The organism is Sphaerospermopsis reniformis, from assembly GCF_005402885.1.
GTDB classification, from domain to species: Bacteria; Cyanobacteriota; Cyanobacteriia; order Cyanobacteriales; family Nostocaceae; genus Sphaerospermopsis; species Sphaerospermopsis kisseleviana.
In genome coordinates this window covers 1-17,860 of sequence record NZ_BJCE01000110.1, presented here as the reverse complement: position 1 = coordinate 17,860, position 17,860 = coordinate 1, and the positions used below count along the sequence as shown (strand labels likewise).

At 35.6% G+C, this 17,860-nt stretch carries 14 protein-coding genes; 10 read left to right on the top strand and 4 right to left on the bottom strand.

Annotation, left to right across the window (positions count from 1 at the left end):
• Positions 1-275: 275 nt before the first annotated feature.
• Entirely contained in the window at positions 276-1,187 is a 912-nt protein-coding gene (locus tag FFR48_RS15880; protein WP_137668028.1) for a tetratricopeptide repeat protein, read from the bottom strand.
• A 237-nt stretch (positions 1,188-1,424) separates the two neighbouring features.
• Complete coding sequence (locus FFR48_RS15875; RefSeq protein ID WP_137668027.1) at positions 1,425-4,598, bottom strand: plasmid replication protein, CyRepA1 family; 3,174 nt, start codon at positions 4,596-4,598, stop codon at positions 1,425-1,427.
• A 561-nt stretch (positions 4,599-5,159) separates the two neighbouring features.
• Between FFR48_RS15875 and FFR48_RS15870 the strand changes: the two genes are divergently transcribed.
• The 9 genes from FFR48_RS15870 to menH all read left to right on the top strand — a co-directional run bounded on the left by FFR48_RS15870 (position 5,160) and on the right by menH (position 15,429).
• Positions 5,160-5,444 (top strand): hypothetical protein, encoded by a 285-nt coding sequence (locus FFR48_RS15870; protein ID WP_137668026.1) that lies wholly within the window; start codon positions 5,160-5,162, stop codon positions 5,442-5,444.
• Between the two features lie 769 nt (positions 5,445-6,213).
• Positions 6,214-6,483 (top strand): hypothetical protein, encoded by a 270-nt coding sequence (locus tag FFR48_RS15865; protein WP_137668025.1) that lies wholly within the window; start codon positions 6,214-6,216, stop codon positions 6,481-6,483.
• A gap of 287 nt (positions 6,484-6,770) precedes the next feature.
• On the top strand, positions 6,771-8,921 hold the full coding sequence (locus FFR48_RS15860; protein ID WP_137668024.1) for a peptidase domain-containing ABC transporter: 2,151 nt from the start codon (positions 6,771-6,773) through the stop codon (positions 8,919-8,921).
• 45 nt (positions 8,922-8,966) lie between these two features.
• On the top strand, positions 8,967-10,367 hold the full coding sequence (locus tag FFR48_RS15855) for an HlyD family secretion protein (protein ID WP_137668023.1): 1,401 nt from the start codon (positions 8,967-8,969) through the stop codon (positions 10,365-10,367).
• A 328-nt stretch (positions 10,368-10,695) separates the two neighbouring features.
• Complete coding sequence (locus tag FFR48_RS15850; RefSeq protein ID WP_187041580.1) at positions 10,696-11,337, top strand: hypothetical protein; 642 nt, start codon at positions 10,696-10,698, stop codon at positions 11,335-11,337.
• Positions 11,338-11,568: 231 nt separating this feature from the next.
• Positions 11,569-12,246 (top strand): response regulator transcription factor, encoded by a 678-nt coding sequence (locus FFR48_RS15845; protein WP_137668022.1) that lies wholly within the window; start codon positions 11,569-11,571, stop codon positions 12,244-12,246.
• 107 nt (positions 12,247-12,353) lie between these two features.
• Complete coding sequence (locus FFR48_RS15840; protein ID WP_137668021.1) at positions 12,354-13,283, top strand: sensor histidine kinase; 930 nt, start codon at positions 12,354-12,356, stop codon at positions 13,281-13,283.
• A 37-nt stretch (positions 13,284-13,320) separates the two neighbouring features.
• On the top strand, positions 13,321-14,268 hold the full coding sequence (locus tag FFR48_RS15835; RefSeq protein WP_137668020.1) for a ribonuclease Z: 948 nt from the start codon (positions 13,321-13,323) through the stop codon (positions 14,266-14,268).
• A 321-nt stretch (positions 14,269-14,589) separates the two neighbouring features.
• Entirely contained in the window at positions 14,590-15,429 is an 840-nt protein-coding gene (gene menH / locus FFR48_RS15830; RefSeq protein ID WP_137668029.1) for a 2-succinyl-6-hydroxy-2,4-cyclohexadiene-1-carboxylate synthase, read from the top strand.
• A gap of 77 nt (positions 15,430-15,506) precedes the next feature.
• Here menH and FFR48_RS15825 read toward each other — a convergent pair whose 3' ends face one another.
• Together FFR48_RS15825 and FFR48_RS15820 are read right to left on the bottom strand one after the other, a co-directional pair.
• Positions 15,507-16,238, bottom strand: coding sequence for a glycoside hydrolase family 24 protein (locus FFR48_RS15825; RefSeq protein ID WP_137668019.1), 732 nt, complete (start codon positions 16,236-16,238; stop codon positions 15,507-15,509).
• Between the two features lie 79 nt (positions 16,239-16,317).
• Complete coding sequence (locus FFR48_RS15820) at positions 16,318-16,977, bottom strand: SDR family oxidoreductase (RefSeq protein WP_137668018.1); 660 nt, start codon at positions 16,975-16,977, stop codon at positions 16,318-16,320.
• Between the two features lie 181 nt (positions 16,978-17,158).
• Here FFR48_RS15820 and FFR48_RS15815 point away from each other — a divergent pair, with 181 nt between their 5' ends.
• On the top strand, positions 17,159-17,818 hold the full coding sequence (locus FFR48_RS15815; RefSeq protein WP_137668017.1) for a DUF1997 domain-containing protein: 660 nt from the start codon (positions 17,159-17,161) through the stop codon (positions 17,816-17,818).
• The last annotated feature ends 42 nt before the right edge of the window (positions 17,819-17,860 follow it).

The window sequence follows — 17,860 nt, the reverse complement described above, 5'->3', positions numbered from 1 at the left end:
GAAATCCCAAAAAATGCACACTTTTTCCGGTATACCCTTCAAAACCCTTGCACTAATTTCTGTGTTTATCAGCCTCTAACCTTTGATATATCAAGGTTTTAGGTTTATTCAGCAAACCCTAAATAGAAAGAGTTGACAAATTATATCATGTCCGGTGGAACACTTACGATATCTGTTGGGGCAGGGAATAGGGAATAGGGAATAGGGAATAGGGAATAGGGAATAGGGAAAAGCAAATATGTCCAAAACTTTTATATTGAATCACCAATCATCAATTACCCATTACTAATTTTTTCTGCTAGTTGAGGGTTGAGTTGTAGTAGTATGTTGCTGTCGGCAATTGCTCCTTCATAGTCTCCTAAATGGTAACGTGCATTAGCCCGCAAGCCATAAACTATGGAGAGGATAGGGTTAATTTGCAATGCCAGATTATAATCTGCAATTGCTTTTTCATAGTTTCCTAAATTGCTATAAACTAAACCTCGTTGATAATAGGCTTGATCATCATCAGGATGGAGTTTTATTGCTTGACTAAAATCAGATATGGCTTGTTCATAGTCTTCCAGGTGAGACATTACTAAACCACGATTATAGTAAGCTTCGGCAAAGTTGGAATTAATTTCTAATGCTTGATGATAATCTGTGATTGCACCTTGATAGTCTTGAAGAGCATAGCGACTATTTCCACGGTTATGATAAGCTGCTGCTATGTTGGGATTTAACTTTATTGCTTGGTTATAATCAGCAATTGCTTCTTTGTAATTACCAAGAATATGCAGAATATTACCACGATTACTGTAAGCGGCAACAAAATCAGGAGAGTATTGTAAAGCCTGGTTGATATCTGCAATGGCAGCTTGATCATCTCCGTTTCTAAAACGAGCTAAACCTTGGTTATGAAATGCTTTAGCTATATCAAAATTGATGTTTTGAATAATATTTTGAATATTTTGAGGAATATTTTGCGGTAAGGGGAAAGAATTTTGGATGATGTTGAGGACTTGTTGATAATCTGCGATCGCTTGTTCAAATGTCTCTAGTTGTAAATAGGCATGACCACGGTTATGATAAGCTTCAGCTAAATTGGGATTTAACTGTAATGCGTGATTAAACAATGCGATCGCACCTTCATAATCACCCTGTAAATTCTTCTTTACTCCCTGTTTAATCAACTCTTCAGCATTCATGTAATTTTTCTATCTTTAACTTTCTCTAAAAATACAAGTGTCAGGATTCAGGATACAGAATACAGGATACAGAATAAATGAGAGTTTTCGAGTTATTCTTGAGAGGTTGTTTGACAATTTTATGAAAAGGCTATTTTCCTGTAAGGGCGAAGCATTCGGGCGATAAATTATCAATTTTATGAAAAGGTTATTTTCCGAATGCTTCGCCCCTACGACTCCTGACTCCTTACATATAAATTACATTACTTCCTGTACCATAAACTGAGAACTTAAAGAATAATCTCTAATTTCCGTATTCACACCATGTATATTCACATCATGTATATTCACACCATGTATATTCACACCATGTAAATGATGCAACCTCAACTCATCACGTTGCTGCCAAACTGCAAAGATTTTATCTCTCCCATCATTAAGAGTTGCTATATCAATTTTATAAACTTTATAAACTTTATAAACTTTATAAACTTTATCAACCCCTTTATCAACATTATTTACCTGTTGCAACTTCAAACCCAATAAACTTAAAAGTCGATTAAGTATCGTAATTCCTGAAACAGATTTTTTTTCTTTCACTACATCAATACCCAAAGCTCGTTTAATATGTTTACTACTGTGAATAGCAACATTTTTTAACCAAATAATATCACTATCATTTTCACTAAATACTCTTCCTGATTCCAGGAATTGTAACATACCCAATGCTCTCATAGCTTCAACCTTGAGAGTATAAGTCTTGATATCAGGTAAGAAAACCTTACCCTCACCCCAAGATAATTGTTTTTGCCACTCTTCCTGATCTCTACCATGAAAATATTCACTTTCATGAGTGAGATAATAATGAATTAACAACTGTCCATAATATCCTTTATCATCCTGCAATTTTAACCAAGGAGTTACTTCCACACCATACCTATCTCTGAGAATATATTTATTAATTTGATTACGTTCTTCGTCACTGAGAGAATGTCTAGCTAATAACTGTTCATATTCAACATAATCAATTTCCTTAGCATTAGCCACAGCATTGGCAGCTATTAATTGATTTTCTTGTTTAATTTCCTTAATTTTACGTTTAATATCTTTAGCTTTTTGACGACTTTGCGCCCAATCTTTTTGGACTTTAACAATTTCCATGATTAATCTTTTACGATTTTCTACATCCCTGGCATCAGTGGCAAAAAAAGCCAAACGTAAATCCCGCAGAATATTATTTTGTACAGCATTACTCCGCATAATAATTTTATGTCCGTCAGCTATTAACCCATCTTGTAAAGATTGACGATAAAGACGAATAGAAGCATTTACCCTAGCAGATAATTTTGCCCAAGTTCTTAAATGAATCGGATCATAAACTGCTGGTAAATCTACATCTATTTTATGTAAAGGACTGAGTAAAGCGAGATTTTCTTTTTGGTTTTCTTGATACCAATGAGATAGTAATTGATAATTGGTACTACCACTGCCAATTAAACCGATACCGCGTTTAGCACACCAGACAACACGGGGAACATCATCACGGACTCTTGCTAATGCTTGACGTGCTTCCGCGTCAGGAATTACCCCTTGAAAAATACCATAAACTCGGTCAAAATGTTGCACATCAATACTAATTCCTGTTCCCAAACTAGGAGTAACAAAAACCGTATCATAATCAGTAATTTTTTGATTAATAGCAGCTATGAAATCAGATGCTGCATGGCCAGGAGTATTAGTCGTTTGACTGCTAACCACCAAAGTATCAGGAAATTGCTTTCTCAACTTCTGCAAACGTTCTTTAAGATAACCTTCAATGGTTTCACAACTATAACGCCCCGTGCGACTATCCGTAGTTACATAACATTTACGTCCGGCAATTAAATCTAATTCTAATTGATGAATTAATGGAGTTGGGTTAGGTGAATCATAAAAAGTTACATCCCAACCTTTTTGGGGTTTCCATTTATTGACAACTACCCAAGGAGTAATTTTAGTTCCTGCTAAACCTTGTAAATATTCTAGAGAAACATCTGATAAATCAGCATCTTGGGCAATTATCAAACCTCCAGTTTTGATAACTGTAGCAATTAATTGTTGGAAGACTCCAAGAATTTTCACCCGTTTATTTTTGCAAGTATTACTATTTAGTAAATGCCATAAAGATTGCTCAACTTCGTCTAATATTACTATAGCCCCTTGCCAATCTTGAGGATGCAATTTCCAAAGAGAATCAACACATAAACCAAAAGATTTGGTAATTGGTAGTTGGGGATGTTCTTCTATACTCCAAGCTTCATGGTTAATTCCCCATTTAATGCCTATTTTTTCACATAAAAATTTTCCTAAAAGGATGCGATGAGTAATTAATAAAACGGGTTGATTACGACTTTTGGCTTGATTAACAATAGCTTCCAGTCCGGTAGTTTTTCCAGTTCCTTTAGCGGATTTTACTCCTACTAAACCAGAAGAGGGAAAAGGTATTTCTCCTAAATAAGCCAGGTTAACATTCAGTGCAGAAGAAATTGTTAACTCGGTGTGAGGTTTAGTTTGAGCTAGATAAATTTCTAAATCTACACTTTGACGATAAACTTTATCAAAATTAGCTGCACCTTTAGCAGCAATAAATTCATCAACGCCTTTTTCCTTTCCTGGGAGTTCCACAACTTTCACCGGACAATTTTGTTGTTGAAATAAACAACCAAGTTGGGAAATAGCATTATTGACAGCGGCGATTTTATTTGTTTGAGTTTCAAAATCAAAACATATATAAAAATTGCGTTTTTTGGTGGCGAAAATTGCTAAGTCGGGTATGAGTTGACGACGGGTAACTTGACCTAAGTTATCTTTAACAACGCGATAACCGCTAGTAATACCAGGAATAGCAATAGCAACATAGCCTTGTGTTAATAAAGCTGCGGCTTTTTTCGCACCTTCACAAATAATTATGGAGATATTACATTCCATCACCCATTGCCAAAAACCTTCCGCTTCACCATCATCAGCAATGGTGATATTTGGAGGCATATCCATATTGTAACGCTGGGCAACTTGCTGCCAAATTTTCAATGTCACCCGCAAACAAAATACCCGTGTTGGTGTGCTGGGAGGATGTTCATATTTAATAGACTTGCCTTTTTTGTTTTGTCGGGGTTGGGATGGTTTAAAACATCCCCATTCCATCTTATGCCAATTATTCAGTGGATCTCTTCCAGAACACCACCAACCACCTGCTGTAATATGGCTGTAATGCTGCAACCACGAACTTTTTACCATGCCAGTATTGGTGCGTGGTATTTGTTCCGATATAAGTAGGTACTGATAGGCGATCGTACCTTGGAGCGATATAAAATTTAGACGGGTTAAGTGTAAATCAATACAGCTATTTTGGACTAATTCTTCAAGGTGCTGGGGGTGTAAATAATCTAACATGGGCAGAGGCACTAAAAGAAGAAATGGGCTAGGGAAATAAAACCTTAACACGCATCTGCTGATTTTTGATAAAAAATCTGTGCCATTTTGGCAAAAGTTTTATACTTTGTTGATGGCAATACTTCGGTGATTACAGAAATAGCTGATTTTGCTTGTGAGATGGTGTAAATAATATTTTTGTATTGTGATATTTGTGCATGATTAATTTTTATTTATCAGTATATTTTTCTTTAAATAGTAAACATATACTGTTCAGATACGGGAATTGGTTAAATATATAGAGTATTTAGGAGTTGGCTGGGTAGTGAAGCATTGAATAAAGTTGAGAATAGGGAATTTTTATGTTGATTATTTTTGCACAATTAATTGTAATTAGCGCGTGTATTTTTCGGAAATATAGATTTCTAAATTTGGAAATTAAGTTTGCAGAAATTGAGCATGACTTCAAAGGTTATTCCTCGATATTGTATTAACAAGCAAGCGGTTGAGGGGCTTACAAAAAAGCAATCAACTTCTAGCTTAAAGCAAATCAAATCAATCAAGATCAAGGAGTATTGAACCATGCAAGTAATCAACAATAACGAATTATTCACTCAAGTTGCTGCTGAAGAGTCTGCTATTGCTAGTGGTGGTAAGTCCGACTATCAAAATAATAAATATATGCCTGACCCTTATTATGGTAATGGTTGGAATTATGGTAATGGTTGGAAAACTTCTGCTCCTGAAACTGCTGCCACCTATCTCCCTCTACTTAAAGCTACTGGATTGATACAAGTAGCAGAAGCGTTCGGTATTGCCAATTCAGCAATGCAATTGGAGGTAATTAAAATATTGGCAGGCTTGTAGTCAATCCCAAGTCAATCCCAATGTAGAAAAGTGCTAGATTGAGGTCAAAAACGCGCCATCTGCATCTGGTTTAACTAAATACTAACAGTTATTTATTAAACTAGATAGGCGCGTTCATCAAACCTTCAATAAAGCTAAGTCTTGAGAGTAGGGTATAGGTATTAAAGACAAAGTGCAATCTTCCATCTACCTTTTGACAATTTCCACAACTTTAAATCCATAACGGAAAACTAGGAAGAAGTGAATAATTCAGATAGCATGAAATTTAATATTCATATTTTTCAGCCTTATTATAGCATTTATCAAGCTAGTGAGGTACAGAGTTTTTTATCTTAGGGAATTGAGAATTGGGAATTGGGAATTGGGAATTGGGAACAGTAAATAAATTAGGGTGTACCTCATGAGACTGGGAAAGGCTATATCTCAATATTTTTTCATCTTCAATCTTTATTATAACGGGGCTTATGTCACTAAAATATTTTGATTTAAATTCTATTAAGTTAAGATTTTTTAGTTACACAAATAACAAATAAGTAGGTAAGCTGTTGTGCATTTAATTTGTATAAGTGGAACAGGCATCTTGCCTGTTAAATAAGAGTTCAGAATATTAGGATTATACAATTTAGCTGTGTAACAGCTTAGGCGTAAAAAATTGTCATGATGACAAGGTAAAGGGCAAGGAGTAAAAGGTAATAGGTAGGATATTTTCGGGTTAATTTACCTTTGATTGCATACTTTGTTTGTTTTACCGCCGTTCTACTTAAAAGCAATGGAAAACAATAATTTATTCACTGAAATATCTCCTGAAGAAGCTGCTAATGTTAGCGGAGGTGGGTTACTTGAAGCCGCAGCATATCTCACCGTTATGAAAGCGTTATTTCCTAATTTAGCAGATCGTCCTGAAGTATTAAGTACAGCCTTATTGTTTCTGATGGGCGCACTATCAGTACCCAAAATCAACAGCACAAACTTGTTTAATAATGATGTGAATACTACGCAGGGTGTGGCTACTCAATTACCAAATGTGCAATTATTCTAGATTTAGAAACCTAATTTAAAGATACATCAGAGATAAGTAATTGAGTTTAACTGGGTCAAATACTGGGGCATATTAATTATGTTCCAGTATTTTTTGCTAATTAACCTTAACTCAGATCAAGTTAAATAAATTATGCAATGACTTTTCATAAAAAGGAAATTAATTTCACAGAAAGTAACAATGTTTTATTTTTTAACTAAATTTAAACTATAAATTACCCATTAAATAAATATAAATAATAGCTTGACAGTGATAGAAAATCCCAGCGATATAAACATTGAAAATTTATGAAATACGCTCACGTTTCCCAACATAGTCAAGAAGATTGTGGTGCAGCTTGCTTGGCAGCGATCGCCAAATATTATGGCAAGAGTTTTACTCTCAGTCGCATCAGAGAAGCCGTAGGTACAGGACAATTTGGTACAACTTTATTAGGACTACAACGGGGAGCAAAAACACTAGGTTTTAATGCTTCACCAGTCAAAACTTCTCCCGAACTTTTAAACAGATTAAATGAAGCACCCTTACCTGCAATTGTTCATTGGCAAGGTAATCATTGGGTAGTATTCTATGGTAAAAAAGGCAGACAATTTATCATATCTGATCCAGCAGTAGGTGTCCGCTATCTATCTGAAAAAGATTTAGTAGAGGGTTGGACAGATTGGTTAATGCTGTTATTAGAACCCGATCCAGAAGAATTTTTCAAAGCAGAAGATGATCAAATTGGTGGTTTTTGGCGTTTCTTCAAGCGCGTGTGGAATTTTCGCGCTATTTTAGCTCAAGCTTTACCTCTCAACTTGCTTTTAGGATTATTATCTTTAGCGTCTCCTTTCCTATTACAAATTCTCACCGATGATGTTTTAGTGCGTGGAGATACTAAACTACTGACTACTATGGCGATCGCTGTAGTGGTAATGAACCTAATTTCTAGTAGTCTTTCTTGGGTTCAGTCTAACTTAATTGCTCACTTTGCTCAACGTCTACAATTAGGATTAGTCCTAGAATTTGGCAGACAAATATTACGCTTACCACTTGCTTACTATGAAGCTCGTCGTAGTGGAGAAATCGTTAGTCGTCTGCAAGATATTAACCAAATAAATCAATTAGTTACTCAAGTTGTCGTCAGTTTACCCAGCAGATTTTTTATCGCCTTAATTTCCTTTGGTTTCATGGCTTTTTATAGCTGGAAACTAACTTTAGTAGCTATCTGTATTGCTGCTTTAATGACCATAGCTCCATTAATATTCCAGCCTACATTACAACAAAAGACCCGTGAACTATTAGTTAAAGATGCCGAAGTACAAGGTGTTTTAGTAGAAAGTTTTAAAGGTGCATTAACTCTCAAAACTACCGCCGCTGGTTCCCAATTTTCCGAAGAATTTCAATCTCGATTTAGTAAGCTTGCCACCTTGACATTACGCACAATGCAAATTGGCATTATTAATAATACATTTTCTACCTTTATTTCTGCAATTGGCGGTATAGTTTTGCTCTGGTTTGGCGGTAATTTAGTCATTAACCCAGATGAAAACCTAAGTATTGGGCAGCTATTAGCCTTTAATTCAATGAATGGTAATTTTCTAGGTCTAATAGCTACTGTCATCAGTTTTGTTGAAGAATTTACCCGTGCCAAAACAGCCGTACAAAGATTGACAGAAGTTATTGATGCTACTCCAGAAAATGAAAATGACGACAGAAAACCATTTGCAAATATTCCTGGTGATGCTGACATAATTTGTACAAATATCAACTTTCATTATGCAGGTAGAATCGACCTTTTAGAAGATTTTTCCTTAACCATTCCCGGTGGTAAAGTTGTGGCTTTAATTGGTAAATCTGGATGTGGTAAAAGTACCCTTGCTAAACTACTTGCTGGTTTATATCCTCTCCAGTCAGGCAATATCCGCATTGGACTTTATAACCTCCAAGACCTTTCTTTAGACAGTCTCCGTCAACAGGTGGTACTTGTTCCCCAAGATGCCCATTTTTGGAGTCGTTCTATTGTGGAAAACTTCCGTTTAGGAGCGCCCTACGTGACATTTGAGCAAATTGTCAGAGCTTGTCAAATTGCCGGTGCTGATGAATTTATCAGTAAATTACCAGAAAAATATCAAACTATTTTAGGTGAATTTGGCGCAAATATTTCCGGTGGCCAACGTCAAAGATTAGCCATAGCTAGAGCTATTGTTACAAGTCCACCAATTTTAATTTTAGATGAATCTACAGGTGGACTTGATCCTGTCAGTGAAGGGCAAGTTTTAGATCAATTATTTACACATCGCCAGGGTAAAACAACAATTTTAATTAGTCATCGTCCCAAGGTAATTAATCGTGCTGATTGGGTTGTTTTACTAGATCAGGGAAGATTAAAAATACATGGTTCTTTGCAGGATTTAAAGGTAAAAACAGGCGAACATTTAGATTTTTTAATTCCCTAATTCAACATAATCCCTAATTCAACATAATTAAATTATCAGGTACTTATGCTCTACACTCATAATCAAAAATTGATCTCTTCAGGAGAAAATGATGAGCTTCTTCCTCCTATTAGTCGTTGGACTTCTTTAGCAGGAATATTTCTAATTAGCACTGTTGCTAGTGGGATTGCTCTCTCTTCATGGATTAAATATAATGTTACAGTCAAAACAGTTGGTACTGTGCGTCCTACGGGTGAAGTTCGTCTAGTACAACCACAAATGGAAGGAACGGTTAAAACCATTTTAGTCAAAGAAAATCAACCTGTGAAAATAGGAGATGTAATTGCTAATTTGGATAATGAACAATTACTAATTAAAAAAAGTCAACTGCAAGGTAATATTCAACAAGGTGGTTTACAACTAATTCAAATAGATGCACAAATTCAGAATTTAGATAATCAGATGTCCGCAGAAAAAAAAGTGATCGAAACTGTTATTGCTACTGCAAAAGTAGATTTAGCCCGCAACCAACGGGAATATCAAGAACGAAAAGTTAATACTAACAGTGATTTTCTAGCTTCAGAGGCAAGTTTGCAAAAGGCTAAAACCGATTTACAAAAAGCTCAAGCTGATTTAGAATTTGCGAAATTAGACCGCGATCGCTATGAGCAATTATCAAAAATTGGCGCAATTGGGAGACGAGAATTTGAACAAAAACAATTAGTTGTGCAACAAACACAATTAAGACTACAAGCTGAAAAAAAGTCATTTGAAATAGCTAAAATCAAACTCCAATCAGCTAAAGCAGCAGTAAATCCAACTCCCGCAACAGTGATGATGGCACAAGAACGTATTGCCCAAGAAACTGCTAAAGGCGAAGCTAATATTGCTAGTTTAAATAAAGAGAAACAAGCATTACTTGAGCGTCGCGTGCAATTACAAGCCCAAATTAATCAATCACAAAAAGAACTGGAACAACTGGAAAATCAGATTCGCAAAAGCAGTATTTTTGCCACTAGCAATGGTATTATCCTCAAGCTAAATTTACGTAACCCAGGTCAAGTAGTGCGTGCTAGTGAATCTATTGCAGAAATTGTTCCTAATTATGCTGCATTAGTCATTAAAGCTATGATTCCTAAAAATGAAATTAAAAAAGTTACCGTTGGTCAAAAAGTCCAATTGCGTGTAGATGCTTGTCCATATCCTGATTATGGCACACTTAACGGTGTGGTCAACAACATTTCCCCAGATGTCATTATAACCCAAAATAAAAATCAAGGTATAGCCTCATCTAATAATTTGAGTTTTTTTGAAGCAACAATTCAACCAGAAACTCTTGAATTTGGTAATACTATTCGCCAATGTCATATCCAAGCAGGAATGGAAGTAAAAGCTGACATTATTTCCAGAGAAGAAACAGCATTACAATTTATGTTGAGAAAAGCAAGACTAATTACTGACTTATAAATAGTTACAATTAAGACAAGACTAAAAAACAACGACTAAAAAACTATCTGACAGAGGATGAATTGTAATATTTCCAGGACTTACCAAAAAGGGAACGAAAGTAGGGGTAATTCATGAATTACCCCTACGCAAGAATAAGGTTTTCAGTCACATCTTGCGTAAGTCCTAATTTCATCCAAATTTCTCATACCAATTCACTAAAATTAGGCAACAGATTACAACCAAAAACCCTACATATAATCTGCATTTCTGAATTTTCAATTATGAATTGGTATCAATATCTATTACTGATATTACTGACACTCAAGGCATAACAATTGTCAAGTTTATGACCTATGAACAAAGCATTCAAGAAGCATTACAGTGGTGGTCTTATAGACAATCCATAAAACTGTTTGGGGAAGCAGAAAAAATTCGGGACAGTTTGTTACAAGAAACTTTCACCATTCGTCGCAGTTTAGATGTATTAAAAATAGATCATCCAAATTTATTAATTCAGAATTGCTATGAACACACCAAAAAAATTGATAATTTTCATCACTCTTTAGTTCAGTTGAGCGATCGCCTGTGTCCAGTGTATATTCAAGAGAGTTTACCACTCTCAATCCAATGCTTGTTAGAACCTTGGGTCTTATCTAATACTCATATCTATTTCCATATTGATATGCCAGCATATTGGCAACATGAGTCTGTAGAAGGTAGTCTCATAATTCTACGAGCTTTAGAAGAATTATTAAGAATAACTTTGCGAGAAAATTTCACACCTATTGCAATTTATATCAGTTTACAACTCAAAGAAAATACCAAAAAATTAACTGTCAGAATCACCTATTCTGATCTATCTAACCTAACGTCTTACTCCTATCTACCGGAATTAAATTATCTCAGTGATAGCCTAGAATTTTTAATGTCTGGGCAATGCTTTTACAACAGTAGCAATCATAGGATAGCTTGGTATTTTTGTTGGTAGGTTTTATTTGTTTTTACCTTGCAGGGGCGAAGCCTTCGGGTGATAACTTATCGCTGAAACCAATTCATATTCTATCAGAATGCTTCGCCCTCGGTGTTCTAGCAAATATTTTCACCAAAATAATTATATTAATTTCAGTAAAATTCTCCGGGGTAAGGGTGACATCCCTCATAGCAAATAAACCAACATAAATACAATTTAGGAAAAGCTAATTATTATTCAGTATTGAAGATGGAACAAATTTTATCAGCAAATAAATTGCTGAAAATTTTGGTAATTGATGATCATGAATCAGTTTTAAGTGGAACAATTGACATTCTCAAAAAAAACTATCCTAGTGCTGAATTTATAACCGCAATTAATGTCAATAATACTCTTGAACAACTTACCAGTTTTCAGCCTGATTTGATAGTTATGGATCTTTCAATTCCCGAAGAAAAAGGACTGACTGCGCGACCTGACAACGGTATTCAACTATTGAAAATTTTGATGCAAAAATATCCTCACTTAAATATTGTTGTCCAAAGCGCCCATGCAAGGACATTGGTACGTATTCGTTTGGATATTGATAGTCACAAAGGAGGTTTTACTATTGCTGATAAAAGCATTTCAACCCAAGAAATGTTAACAAGAGTAGATTGGGCATTACAAGGATTAACTCATACAAAAGATATCAAAGGAATTTACTCAGGATTAGAAGTAAAACCCGAATGGTTAAAAGTCCTAAATTTGGCTTTTCAAGAAGGATTACAAGATAAAGCAATTGCTGAAGAAATGTGTGTATCTGAACGCATGGTGCGTCATTATTGGAGTAAGTTACAAGATGCTTTAAACGTTTACCCAGAGGAAGGTAAAAATATCCGCATTCAAACAGAAAATAAAGCGAGATCAGAAGGGTTGATTGATTAATGATTAATGATTAATGATTACTGATAGCTGAATACTAACAAATAACCATTTCAATTCTGTCAATTTTCAATTGTCAATTGTCAATTGTCAATTAATATTGAAAGCTTATGCAGTCTAAATTTTGGATGAAAATGAAATCAGGATGGCAAAATATGTGGATGTTAAACACATATCCAGTCACAAATATTATAGTGATTAGTATTGTCATCTCTAACTTAGTCAGTGCCAGTTATGTACTATTAACTTGGGGTTGCTTAATTCCAAAATTTTCCGCAATTATAGTCTTAGCTTTAAATGCTATAGCTATCACAGGTATATATCACTATAGCCAAATCGTTAAATCGGGAATTAAAGCTAGAAAAGCGATGATTGAAGTTGCATTTGAAACCATCCATAACGGACCACTACAAACTCTCAATAGGGTTTTAAGATTGGTGAAGTTACAAGATTTATCAATTAAGAAAATCCTACCGGAGTTAGAAAAAGACCTAGAAAATTTAAACCAAGAATTAAGGGGAATTTATGAATTTTGGCAACAGGAAAGCCTCACACATCAAAAAACAAACCTTTACTTAGGAAACAGTATAATTATCAATCTACAAGAACCCCTGCACGAAATTCTCTATCAAGTTTATAGTCACACCTTAGAACGAGATTTTCCTTGCTTTAGAACCATCAAATTAAAAATTCGTAATTTTGAACCTATAGACGAACACAGTTTAACTATTGAAGACAAACGAGGAATTTGCCGATTTTTAGAAGAAGCTTTGTGTAATGTGGGTAAATATGCTACAGGAGCAACCTGTCTCAAAGTTAATTGTTCTTTTTCTATGGGTTGGCACACACTAAGTGTTGTAGATGATGGTTTAGGCGTTAACTCATCTGTTAACTCATTTAAGAGGGAAGGTCAGGGAACAAAACAGTTTAAAAATTTAGCCCGACAAATTAAAGGTAAATTTCAACGCCTTCCCATGTATCCTCAAGGAACTATTTGTGAGTTATCTTGGCCTGGTTATCTTGTGAGTTATTATAAATAAATCCTCAGTTTGAGTTAGAGGAAGGCTAGAAAACGCTGTGCAGATAACATTTTTAGGAACAAGTTCCGGTGTACCTACAAGATCACGTAATGTTTCCAGTGTGGCACTGAGATTACCACAACGGGCAGAACTATGGTTGTTTGACTGTGGTGAAGGTACACAGCATCAAATTTTGCGGAGTGATCTGAAAATTAGCCAACTCTCCCGAATTTTTATCACCCATCTCCACGGAGATCATATTTTTGGCTTGATGGGACTTTTAGCCAGTTGTGGTTTAGCTGGAAATGTAGACAGAATTGATATCTACGGTCCTGCTGGGTTAAATGAATATCTGCAAAGCGCCTCACGTTACTCACACACCCATTTTTCTTACCCCATCAAAGTACATACTGTTCAACCAGGGGTAATTTACGAAGATGATGAATTTATTGTTAGCTGTGGTTTGTTACATCACCGCATTACAGCTTTTGGTTATCGTGTAGAGGAAAAAGACAGAACCGGACGCTTTGATGTGGACAAAGCCAAAGCTTTACAAATTCCTTCTGGTCCTATTTATGGAAAACTCAAACGCGGTGAAACTGTAACCCTGCAAGATGGAAGAGTAATTAATGGTAGTGAATTATGTGGACCTACGGAAATTGGCCGCAAATTTGCCTATTGTACAGATACTGTTTATTGTGATGGTGCTGTCAAATTAGCCCAAGATGCAGATGTATTAATTCATGAAGCTACCTTTGCCCATCAAGATGCAGATATGGCTTTTCAAAGATTACATTCTACCAGCACAATGGCAGCACAAACAGCTTATTTGTCCGGGGTGAATCAATTAATTATGACTCATTTTAGTCCTCGTTATACTCCCGGTAATACCATTGAGTTAAAAGATTTGTTGAAGGAAGCCCGTGCGATTTTTCCTAATACTATCATGGCGCATGATTTTATGATTTATGACATACCTAGAAGGCGAGAAGTTGTGAAAAATTAGGTAAGTATTCAGCTATCAGTAATCAGTAATCAGTAATCAGTAATCAGCTTTTACCTAGAGTTAAATAGGGTTTGCTGAATAAACCTAAAACCTTGATATATCAAAGGTTAGAGGCTGATAAACACAGAAATTAGTGCAAGGGTTTTGAAGGGTATACCGGAAAAAGTGTGCATTTCTTGGGATTTCAAGAGATGGCAAAGAAATTTTCAAATCTCCTCCTGACTCCTGACTCCTATGCCCTCACGGAAAGACTTTCTCAGCAACCCCTAAATAGGTTTGTCATAATGGTAAACTTTCTGGGAAATGACATACTTAAAATCAATGCAAACTCCACAAATAACCCCTTTGAATAAAAACTATCATTTTCACTATTCCTTTAATAAAAACTCTCTTAAACCAGTAATTCTGTTTTTACACGGGTTTATGGGAAATATTTATGAATTTGATGAAGCAATTCAACTATTAGGTGATGATTTTTCTTATCTTACCCTGGATTTGCCAGGACATGGTAAAACAAAAGTTTTATGCGGTGATGAATGTTATAAAATAGAAAATACCGCCCAAGCTATCATCAACTTATTAGATGAATTAAAAATAGCACAATGTTTTTTAGTTGGTTATTCAATGGGAGGAAGATTAGGATTATATCTCACTTTACATTTTCCAGAAAGATTTATCAAAGTTGTATTAGAATCTGCTTCTCCTGGTTTACCAACAGATGCAGAAAGATTATCCAGGATTAAAGGTGATTATCAAATTACCCGAAAATTAATTAGGATGATTGATAAATCGGAATTTCAGGTTTTTTTACACAATTGGTATAATCAGCCAATTTTTGGTAATATCAAAAATCATCCAGTATATCAAAAGATGATAGAAAGTAGGTTAGAAAATAATCCTTTAGCACTTGCCAAATCTTTGCAATTTATGGGTAATGGATACCAACCTTCTTTGTGGGACAAACTAGAAGCAAATCAAATTCCTTTACTTTTATTAGTAGGTGAATATGATGAAAAATTTGTCCATATTAATACAGCAATGTATTACAGAAATTCATTAGTAACTCAACTGCAAGTCATTCCCAAAGCTGGACATAATATTCACTTAGAAAATACACAGAATTTTGTGGATCATCTGGGAAAATTTTTGTTAGAAAACTAAACTACAATTTTAATACAATTTTAATACAATTTAAATACAATTTAAATACAATTTAAATACAATTTTAAAATCTAACATCATCTAATTTGTTGTGAATCTGGCAAAGAATTTGATGATGGTGGCGCTGGTAATGCTTGAGGATTATTCACTGTTGGTTTATTAGCCAGTGCTAATTCTTCTTGTAAAACCTTTTGATAAACTTGAGGCAAAAAACGAGTATTAGAATTAGTTTCTATCCCATATCCTAAACTTGTCCACGTGGGAGAAAGTCGCCGTAAAACATCATTTAATTTGCCATTACGTAACTGTTGAGAAATATCAACTCCCCAAACTTTAGAATCATTCAACCAACGATAAACTACTACATCTTGATATTCAGCGTCAAAACTATAACTATGCCAAAATCTCAACCCTGGGGGATGAGGATGATAACGGGGTGCAATGTCATACCAAGTAGTATTAATAATTTGATATCTACCCGCAGCAGTAGAACAATTTCCTTTATTTGGACCATTGACAATGGTTACGCATATCTGTGGATGACGACTCAAATCATTCACCTGTTTACCACCATATAACACAGAATAAGGACGTGGAGTGTTAGACTCACTAAAAGAAATCGTCCGCATCAAAGCACGGATGTAAGGATCTCCGTCTTTCATCACCAAAGGCGGATTTTTTCGCTCAAATATGGGATCTATTTTTGATTGCAAATCACCAAAAATGTACCATTGAAAAAGATACACAAAAGCCAGAAGTGATGCAATCGGACCAATTAATTTTTCTACACCTTTGAATTTAATAGTCATTTTTTATCAGTTATTCGTCATTCATTGGGCATTGGGCATTGCTAATAAACATCTTCTGTCACCTGTCACCTGTCACCTGTCACCTGATTTCTTGAAATAATTCCTGGAAGCTTTTAGGGGTAACTTCAGGTTTAGCGACAATCTCGACAATTTTATTACGTGCAGCATTTTCGAACAAAGACTCGACACAAACCTGAGCCACTTTTTGCCGGGGGATGCTACCATCAAATAAAGTATCAGCGCCTTGCATAACTATCCCATCGGTGTTATCTTCGTTTTTCAGCCCTCCAGGTCTGACAATTGTATAAGTGAGTCCACTTTTCTGTATGTATTCCTCAGCTTGTTTTTTCCAGGCTAAAATTAACCAAAACAAGTTTAGCGGATGAAAAAACTGGGAAACACACAAAGAAGAAACCAGGATAAAATGCTCAATTTGCTGGGATTTAGCCGCATTCACTAAGTTTTTCGTACCTTGAAAATCTACTTGATAGGGTCCTGTAGGATCAAAACTGGGTCTTGCACCAGTAGCGCACAGGACTACCGTACTATCACCTATGGCAGCAGTTAGGGTTTCTGGTGATAACACATCCCCCACAACTAACTCAACTTCAGGAGATAGGATAGCTTTAGCTTTTTGGTGATCCCGTACCAAAGCACGAACAGGAATATTTCTGGCTACTAACTCTTGTACAATGCGGCGACCGGTTTCACCTGTTGCACCTGCTACAAATACTTTCATGATTTACGCTATCCTGAGAAACTAATATGTGCTGTTTTCGTTCTTAATTGTAGTGATTCTATGGAGGTGATAACAGACTTTTTGATGTTTTGATGAAATTTGTATTTTTGTGTGAACAAACTCTCCCTGATTGGGAATCAATGGTATAGACAAACTTTTTAAGTATACAGAAAACGCATTTATGGTAGCAAACAACTGGGAATTTCAAACCTTGGAAATAACTGAATCAGTTTTACCAGTGGGTTCAAGCGTAACCTCAGATGAAACACCAGCCAAAGACACTCATGCAGGTCCTAGTAAATTCCATAGCCGTCATCAAGACTGCATGGAAATGTATGCTTCTCAAGAACAGGTTGCTGAATATCTCAATTCCCATTCTTCATGGTTTGTGCGTTGCGCTGAACCTATGAGGGTTGAACCTTTGGGTAAAAATGGTTATGCTTTGGTCATTGGGCGCTTTGGTGCTTTTGGTTATGAGGTAGAACCAAAAATAGGTTTGGAATTGTTAGCACCACAGGAACGTAAATACCACATCCGTACAATTCCTATCCCTAACTACCAAGCCCCTGGTTATGATGTAGACTATAATGCGTCTTTGGAATTAGTAGCAAGTTTGCCGGGGATGACTAGGGTAGAATGGCAGTTAGAGTTGATTGTTGATCTGCATTTTCCCAGATTTATTCACCGTTTACCCCATGCTTTGATTCAGTCTACAGGCGATCGCCTACTGCATCAAATTGTCCGTCAAGTCTCTCGTCGTTTAACTCATAAAGTTCAAGAAGATTTTCATAACTCTCTCAATATTCCTTTTCATCCCAAGAAAAAGTTTTTTGGCCATTAGTCATGGGGCATTGGGCATTGGGCATTGGGCATTGGGCATTGG